This window comes from Ruegeria sp. YTSA105, from assembly GCF_059610225.1.
The window spans coordinates 60092-67587 of the sequence record NZ_JBXWNE010000020.1 but is presented as its reverse complement, the minus strand read 5'-3'; the positions used below and the strand labels follow the sequence as shown (position 1 = coordinate 67587).

Genomic DNA, 7496 nt, shown 5'->3' with positions numbered 1-7496 from the left:
CAGGTGCCCGAAGGTCTTCCTCTCAGCAATCGCCATCGCAGCTCTCGTCATCTATTGGCTATGAGTCCTGACCCTAGCGGACAAAACGGCCATTCGGTCAAACCATAGCGGGCAAATTGGGTCGAATTGAATCAAGGGCAATTATTTCATCGATTAATTAGATTTCCCAAAATCGATCCTTCCCGAACCATTGCTACTTAAGTCGAAAATTGCATTCAATCTACAACTGCACGCGGCAACAAAGCGTCGCCGCCAATCGAAATTTACTCGGCTGGTGACCAATTTGGGCCGGGATCATAGGTCGATATCTCAGCTGTTATTTCAAGCGTATCCGGCCCAAAGTCCGCTTCGAACACGGTGCCGTTTTCACCCACGAGAAAAGAATGGATACCCGTTTCTCCGTAGTCCGCAGGCACCGCAAGCAAGGCGTGACCCGCCACGAACCGATCGCCGACAAAATAGGAATAGGCACCACCCGGAGCATTTGGTCCCTGCCCCTGCAAAATTGCGAAGTAGTAACCGAGGAAAGGTTCGGGTTCGAAATCATCCGCACCGTCGCTCCACCCCGAGGCGGTGGCGCGGGCAAGGGCTTCACCGACAAAACTGTCTTCTTCTGGCCAGAAGAGGCCGTTTCGTGCGCCGGGATCCGATATGATCGTTTGGGCAAATTCCATGACGCCATCGCCATTGTGGTCCACAAGACGAAACGCCGCCTGAAGATCAACATAGGCCTCAAGCGTTTCGATTACTTCCAATTCATTCAGTCCGATTTCACGGGCGGAAAGCTCCTCTACCCCGGCTTCTAAATCAAACTTCCAACCATTCTCAGCTTTCAGAATTGGGATCGGAAAGGGCCAACTATCTTCGCCAAGCAGAAGAAAAACCCCATCATCCTCGGGCTGAAAGCGGTATCCTTCAGCATACATGCCAAGCACTTCCTGCCTTCTTTGCTGATCTTCCACCGGATCACCCGTTCCGATTAGATCTTCTGCCTCTGGTCCGAAAATCTCGAGCAGCTTGTTCTGATCATCGGCCCTTAACGCTTCGACAAAAGCGTCCAGCGCGGTTTGCGGAGTTTCGAACAGGGCACCGTCGGAAAACGCCGGTCCTGTAGCCACTGCGATCACTAAAATAGAAAAAACCGATTTACGCATGTTACCGCCTCCCCTTGCCTTTGGCAGCATGTCCCCGTTTGGACGCCTTGTGAGCTTTGCCGCCTGAAGATTTTTTCTTCATAGCCTTACCTTTGGACGCAGCGGGTTTTTGCTGAGCCGTGGCCTTTTTTACCTGAGGTTTCTTAGCTGCTTGCGGTTTCTTTTTGACAGGCTTCTTCGCCGCATCTGGCCGTTTCGTCCGATCGATGGCCTGCTGCTTGGCAGCAGCCTTGTCCCGATCAACGTTACCGCGATTCACCTGCGGCAAGGACTTGCCCCCACTACCTCGATTGGCCAGAGCACCGCTCGCGATAGCCCCCGCCCCTGCACCAGCTGCAACTGCTGCCGCGCCTCCCCTGCTAATGTCTGCAGCACCGGATTCACGGCTCAGTTTTGCGCGGAGTTCGTCCGTGCGACCCTCGGGGCGGTTGACAGGCAGGTCGCCGCGACCACCTTCCGGCCTTTTGTGATCAGCGATCTTGTCCCGGGCTTCCTTTTTTCGGTCAGGATCGGGTTTCCATCCGATATCAGTTCGGTCACCAAGATCTATATCGTTACCGATATTGACGTTGCCGTCGACGTCTATGTCGATGTCCGGGTTTCTGTATATCGGGCCACCGCCCCATCCGCCGCAATTCCGGCACCCCCAATAGTCATACCAGTCGTCGTCATCGTCGAAAATCTCGTCGATCAGCGCCACGGTACCAAATGTCAGCAAGGCCGCGCCCACTACGTCCCCGGTCGACGGGCCGGTATAGACAGTCTCGGGATTATATTGCGGGACGTACACTGTTTCGGGTTGTGTCGGAGTAATTACAACCGTTTCTTCATCAGATACCTCGACAGTTTGCTCGGGCCCGGAAACAAGAGCTCCGCTGTCAATTGCCTGATCCCGCATTACCTGCACCGCATCCAGTACATCGTCGGACTGGGCCAGCATGGCGGTGCCGACTGTCTCGGTCCAATCGATGTGGGTGGCCATTTGACCGACGACTTCGGGGAACGCCGTGGCCAATACACTTACAGACGGATCCCAGCCCATAGCTTCGATTTCCGGCTCGAGCTCTACGGGGTCGCGGTCGGCGTTATCCAACAAATATCGTTCTGCCTTAACAATCTCCAGTGGCTGAGTGGCCGCAACAAATATCTGTATGAGTAGAGTGTCGGGAAAAAGAGCCACCGGGGCGACCAAAGTTTGCAACTCAGCATCAGATAGAAGATCGGATGAAGTCTCAGACGTAACTTCCGTTGCAACAGTATCGGACGCCTCTTGTGCAAACAGGGCGTTAGATGCGCTTAAACTGAGAGCAAATATTATATATCTAAACATATTGCGATCCTTCAATTTATCGAAGGATCGCCTAAGACCGTGATTCTGGCAACTGGCCTGCCAAATGGAGGATCATTTAGTAAAACACGGTCATTGGTCAAGCTGGCTTGAGCCGTCAATTTACTTACAAGGCCAGCTTCTATTGCGCAGGGCGATTAACTCCCGACAAAACTGTTTTGCGCGACGAGCTTCAGGGATTAATGGGGGCGAAAACATACAGAGCTTTTAGTGCTTCGCTCGGCTCCACCCCCGGCAAAGCGAGACGAAATATCTCTTCCATTGTGCCCTGAGCATACATTTCTGACAGAATACTATCGACAACGAGTCGAAAGTTATCGTCACCCCTCGCGATGGCCAATCCTTGCTTTTCTATCGTCAGTATTTCCTGGGATAGTTTGAATTTGCCCTTTAGTCCCGCAGCAATGTAGTTGACCAGCAAAATCGACTGATCTGCAAAATAGGCGTCAATTTCACCGTCTCGAAGTGCTTTGATACCGTCTGGGTGTGAAGCGAACCGCACCATTTCTGCGTCGATACCTGCAGCTTCAAATGAATTCAGAACGGACGCCTCTGTTGTTGTGCTGCTTCTCATTCCAACCTTCTTTCCCGCGAGTGCACCCATGGTGCCTTCAGCCTCGATTGGTAACAATATGGACGTGCCATCGACATAAGTTGGAATTGAGAAATCAACAATTTCGCGTCGGGAAAGTGTAATCGACGCTGCCCCGCAGAGCATATCCACCTCTCCGGAAGCAACTTTGTCGAAACGATCCTTAGAGTCGACCGGAATGAACTGAACATTCAAATCCTTCAATTCCAGTTTTTGCGCAATTACCTTCGCTACTTGATCGCAAATCAACGGCGACAGACCAAACGGGCGACCTTGGTCGTTAATGTAAGACAACGGAGCAGCATCTGTTCGAAAACCAAATCGGATTTCGTTGTTTTTTGTTATCCTGTCGATTGTTTGGGCAACCGCGCCGGTTGTGAATAGAACCGTCACAATAAGTATAGAAAGCAAGCGCATGGTTTTTCCCTCTTTAGTGGCGTAACACCCTTGTGGAGGTGAAAAGCACCCTGTGTCGAGAGTAAAACACATTGTGTCGCCTAGGAGTCGGTCTGTTGATGAGAAGTGCTGGCATGGCGACGAATCGAAAGCACACCCTCGCAATATTGGAAGAAAACCGAATACATTTGCACCTGCTCAGGGCTTAACGCGGGAGAAAAGTCTTGTGGGCAGAGCTTATGCTCGAAGTTTCAAAGGACCCGCGTCAACTGCAAGTCGTTGCGACAACACAACACCGCACCAGTATATTTTCGTGGTGCAAACTGTTGACCTTCGCCGTGACGCTGTACGTTAGGGTTGATATTCAACGGTGAGGTTGAGCAAAGGGTAATGGGAATAGAACTACAATGGAGTTTGGCGGAACTTGGGGCGCGTAAAACCGTACCTTTTGCCTTTGTGTGTTTGCTGTTCTTCGCATCCTGCGCAACCACGAACCCAGAACTTTTGAAGTCCGAGTTGAACGCTCGACCCAGTGCACAGAATGCGTCGCCAAGCGACTACGCCGGCGAAGTTCAATTTAGCATCTCAAACAAGATTCCCGCTCGTGGGAAAAACCTACCTTACACATTTAACGCGGGCATCAGCAGTGTGACGTCAACGCGCCTAGGTTTCCGGGGGCTCTTAGATCTGCGAGAAATCCAAGTCCAAGCGCAAGCGCTTCTGTCGGGTACTCTGGAACAAAGTTGCTCTTTGAATGTTGACTTTGAACTCGACGACGCCCGCGCCAGCGGTGATCTCATTGAACTCGTAGGCTCAGTGGACGTCGAGCTTTATCGTTGTCGAAACGAAGAATCCGAGGGAACCAACGGGCGTGGAGTTCGCTTTATCTCGACGACTGTTGGGATCGCCGCAGCGGCACGCGCCAATGTTCAAGATCAATGCGTTCACTTTGATCTTGCCGACGTCGTGCTTCAACCTACCGGGTTTGTCGGCGGGTTGGTTAACCTAATTGGCCTCACGGAGCGTGTCGAGGAGGTCGTTCTCACCAAGGCAAAGGAGTTCACCGAAGAGAATGTGATTTGTCCGGAGATGCCTTCGGAGCTTTCTTCGTTGAATCCGGTTCTCGACGCCGGCGGTACACGAGAAATTGGTGACGGTGGCATCGGTGTTGCGTTGAGCGGCTCAATCGACACCAGTGCGATGACGATGATGGAACTCCTGGCGGTTATGCAATCTCGCGGTATTGTTGGGGGGGCAGGATGATGGATCGGATCTTTCTTCTGATACTAGCTACTGCCGGGCTTTTCGGATCCGCGCTGCTGGCTGAAGAGGTTACCTTCGAAGCAAACGGGGACGTCAAGCTAGGAGATCGTGAGTTTCCCGTTGATCTGGCATTGAGACTAAAAGATGTGAACGCGACAAGGATCTCAATCGAAAGTGTCATAGACCTACGCCGAGCAAACGAAATACTTGTAGAGGAACTCAAACGAGCCGCGTTTGTAGATGTCTGCAACGCACTGATCGGCGTGACCGAAGCAACGGCCCGTGCCGACGATACAGTGATTTCGCTAAGTGGGAGGATCGAAGCAGAGCTTTTCCGATGCGAAAGCCGCAGCGGCGGTGGATCTATACGCGGCGAGAACACTTTCGCTGGTGGTTTGACGGTGGGTGCTTCCGCTTCGGCCGAATTCAAAGATGACTGCCTTTTTTTCCGTTTGGATGACCTGAGACTTGCTCCGGATCAACTCACCGAGTCGTCCGATGCAAAGGGTAATGTCGAAAAGGTTCGGCAGGTATTCATCGAGACCGCGAACGCAATACTTCAAAGAAACCCGGTATGCCCAGAACTACCTCCCGAACTTGTCTCTCTCTCGCCAACTTACGACGCCGGTGGCACACGGGAGTTAGGGGAAGGTGGCGTCGGACTGTTCTTCCGAGGTTCAATCGAAACGAGTACTGAGGCGATTATTGACATCCTTCAGGTACTTCAGTCGAAGAAGGTGCTTCCACCTCCGCCCCGCTGAACCTAGTCAACGGTTAGTGCGGCAGATAGAATTTAATTATTTCGAAGAACAGGAACGAGTCGTAGAAATATGCATTTAACGTAGCATCATTCGTGCAATAGATGAGGTCAAAAATGATCCATTTTGCATCTGTTCTTACCATTTTGCTTGCTTTTTGCGCCCATGCCGAGGACATCCCGAGCACTCAACCCGGCGACAGGCAGTATTCACCTTATCCACGGCAGAGCTTCCCCAATCAGGTCTTTCTTGGCGACACTCATTTGCATACGTCCGACTCTGCAGATGCCCGTATGATCGACAATGTGCTAGGCCCTGAAGAAGCCTACCGCTTTGCCAAGGGCGAGGTGGTGATATCCAGCACCGGTGTCGAAGCTAGGCTGCGCAGACCATTGGACTTTTTGGTAGTTGCCGATCACGCTGAGAACTTGGGTCTCGCGCCGCTGTTGGCAGCGAAAGACGCCACGCTTTTCACGCCTGAGTTTGGGCAACAACTTAACGCTGCCGTTGAACCCACTGCGAACCCGATCCGTTTCGAAGAAGTCGTGGGCGGCATCGGTGGCGACGAGAAGGTTGCCCAATATGCATGGCAAACTTCGGCGTCGGGAATGGCGGCAGTTTGGGCAAGAGAAAACACACGCGAGGCCATTTGGCACGCTCTTGCTGGGAAAGAAGTCTACGCAACCACAGGTCCGCGCATGCGCATTCGCGTTTTTGCCGGATACGATTTTGAAGATACGGACCTGCCGCGTACAGATTTTGCCGCGTATGGATATGAAGGAGGCGTCCCGATGGAGCCAATCTAGACCGCATTCAAATCGTCAAAGGGTGGTTAAATAGCGACGGGACAACTTCGGAACGCGTTTACGATATATCTTGCGGCGGGCGCGAACTAGTGAACGCGAAGTGTGGCGGACCCGTTGGCGGCACGGTTGACGTTGAGAGCGCTACTTGGACAAACGATATTGGTCAGGCAATTCTATCCGGGTATTGGGAAGACCCCGATTGCGATCCGGAACAAAGCTCTTTCTACTATGCCAGAGTGTTGGCAATACCAACGCCACGTTGGACAACATACGATGCCAAAGTGCTCGGAACCGAGATCCCTGACGAAGCCCCACGGTCGATACAAGAGAGGCATACACATCGTCAATCTGGCACACACCTTAGGGACGATTGTTATAAGGCTGAAACCAGAATTTACTTAGTCCGCTTTGGGCTCAAACTACCCCTTCAACGCTTCTGCATGAACGATTGGCTTTCGGTCACGTTTACCCAAACCCCTTCAGGCGATATCCGTGTGCCGTAGACCAGTTTCTCGACACCCCTAGCTTGGGCCGCCTCGAACGCCGCTGCATAGGTCGGGTCGATATCGGCGGCCAATGCAATTCGCTCACAATCGGTGCGCTGAACCAGATACAGCAGGATTGCGCGATGCCCCTGGTCCACCATAGCTGTCAGTTCCCCTAGATGTTTGGTTCCGCGCGCTGTGACGCTGTCGGGGAATTCGGCCAGACCGGGTTCGCGAGACAGGGTCACGCATTTGACCTCGACATAAGCGTCCTGAAGGCCCGGCTGGGTCAGCAGGAAATCAACGCGGCTGTTCTCGCCGTATTTCACCTCGGGGCGCACGGTTTCATACATTGCCAGCTCGGGGATTTCTCGCGCCATCAGGGATGCGCGCAAGGCTCGGTTCGGAACTGATGTATCGACCCCGGTGAAATGCCCGTTTTCGTGATCGACCAGCCGCCAGCCATATTTCAGCTTTTTCTTCGGGTCGTCATTGGGCTCCAACCATATTTTCTCGCCCGGTTCGGCCAGTCCCATCATCGAGCCGGGATTGGCGCAATGCGCTGTCACCTCGCGCCCGTCCTTAAGCCTGCAATCGGCTAGAAAGCGTTTATAGCGGCGGATCAGGTGGGCGGGGACAAGAGGGGTTTCAAATCGCATGCTTCAGGGCCTATACCTGCGGAAAGGGTCGATCA

At 52.9% G+C, this 7496-nt stretch carries 6 protein-coding genes and 1 pseudogene; 3 read left to right on the top strand and 4 right to left on the bottom strand.

The window, feature by feature from the left end; all coding sequences use genetic code 11:
* Nucleotides 1-263: 263 nt before the first annotated feature.
* The 3 genes from AC2FH2_RS18815 to AC2FH2_RS18805 all read right to left on the bottom strand — a co-directional run bounded on the left by AC2FH2_RS18815 (nt 264) and on the right by AC2FH2_RS18805 (nt 3511).
* Entirely contained in the window at nt 264-1154 is an 891-nt protein-coding gene (locus AC2FH2_RS18815) for a DUF2950 family protein (protein WP_271952052.1), read from the bottom strand.
* Nucleotide 1155: 1 nt separating this feature from the next.
* On the bottom strand, nt 1156-2484 hold the full coding sequence (locus AC2FH2_RS18810) for a DUF3300 domain-containing protein (protein WP_142639955.1): 1329 nt from the start codon (nt 2482-2484) through the stop codon (nt 1156-1158).
* Between the two features lie 190 nt (nt 2485-2674).
* Nucleotides 2675-3511, bottom strand: a complete 837-nt coding sequence (locus tag AC2FH2_RS18805) for an amino acid ABC transporter substrate-binding protein (protein ID WP_185956747.1) — start codon at nt 3509-3511, stop codon at nt 2675-2677.
* A 369-nt stretch (nt 3512-3880) separates the two neighbouring features.
* Here AC2FH2_RS18805 and AC2FH2_RS18800 point away from each other — a divergent pair, with 369 nt between their 5' ends.
* The 3 genes and pseudogenes from AC2FH2_RS18800 (at nt 3881) to AC2FH2_RS18790 (ending at nt 6820) form a co-directional block, all read left to right on the top strand.
* Nucleotides 3881-4753 (top strand): hypothetical protein, encoded by an 873-nt coding sequence (locus AC2FH2_RS18800; RefSeq protein WP_496824817.1) that lies wholly within the window; start codon nt 3881-3883, stop codon nt 4751-4753.
* The gene (locus AC2FH2_RS18795) at nt 4750-5514 is read left to right on the top strand and encodes a hypothetical protein (RefSeq protein WP_142639961.1); all 765 of its coding nucleotides are present in this window, start codon (nt 4750-4752) and stop codon (nt 5512-5514) included. The genes AC2FH2_RS18800 and AC2FH2_RS18795 overlap by 4 nt, the downstream gene beginning before the upstream one ends.
* Nucleotides 5515-5615: 101 nt before the next feature.
* Nucleotides 5616-6820 (top strand): annotated as a pseudogene (locus AC2FH2_RS18790) (DUF3604 domain-containing protein).
* On the opposite strand, the gene sfsA reads toward AC2FH2_RS18790, so the two are convergent.
* A complete protein-coding gene (gene sfsA, locus AC2FH2_RS18785; protein WP_496824815.1) occupies nt 6745-7461 on the bottom strand; it encodes a DNA/RNA nuclease SfsA in 717 nt (238 codons plus the stop codon). The pseudogene AC2FH2_RS18790 and the gene sfsA overlap by 76 nt on opposite strands.
* Between the last annotated feature and the right edge of the window lie 35 nt (nt 7462-7496).

Excerpts from the sequence above, each read along its gene's own strand:
- AC2FH2_RS18815 (WP_271952052.1), bottom strand. The coding sequence starts at position 1,154 with ATGCGTAAATCGGTTTTTTCTATTTTAGTGATCGCAGTGGCTACAGGA.
- AC2FH2_RS18810 (WP_142639955.1), bottom strand. The coding sequence starts at position 2,484 with ATGTTTAGATATATAATATTTGCTCTCAGTTTAAGCGCATCTAACGCC.
- AC2FH2_RS18805 (WP_185956747.1), bottom strand. The coding sequence starts at position 3,511 with ATGCGCTTGCTTTCTATACTTATTGTGACGGTTCTATTCACAACCGGC.
- AC2FH2_RS18800 (WP_496824817.1), top strand. The coding sequence starts at position 3,881 with ATGGGAATAGAACTACAATGGAGTTTGGCGGAACTTGGGGCGCGTAAA.
- AC2FH2_RS18795 (WP_142639961.1), top strand. The coding sequence starts at position 4,750 with ATGATGGATCGGATCTTTCTTCTGATACTAGCTACTGCCGGGCTTTTC.
- sfsA (WP_496824815.1), bottom strand. The coding sequence starts at position 7,461 with ATGCGATTTGAAACCCCTCTTGTCCCCGCCCACCTGATCCGCCGCTAT.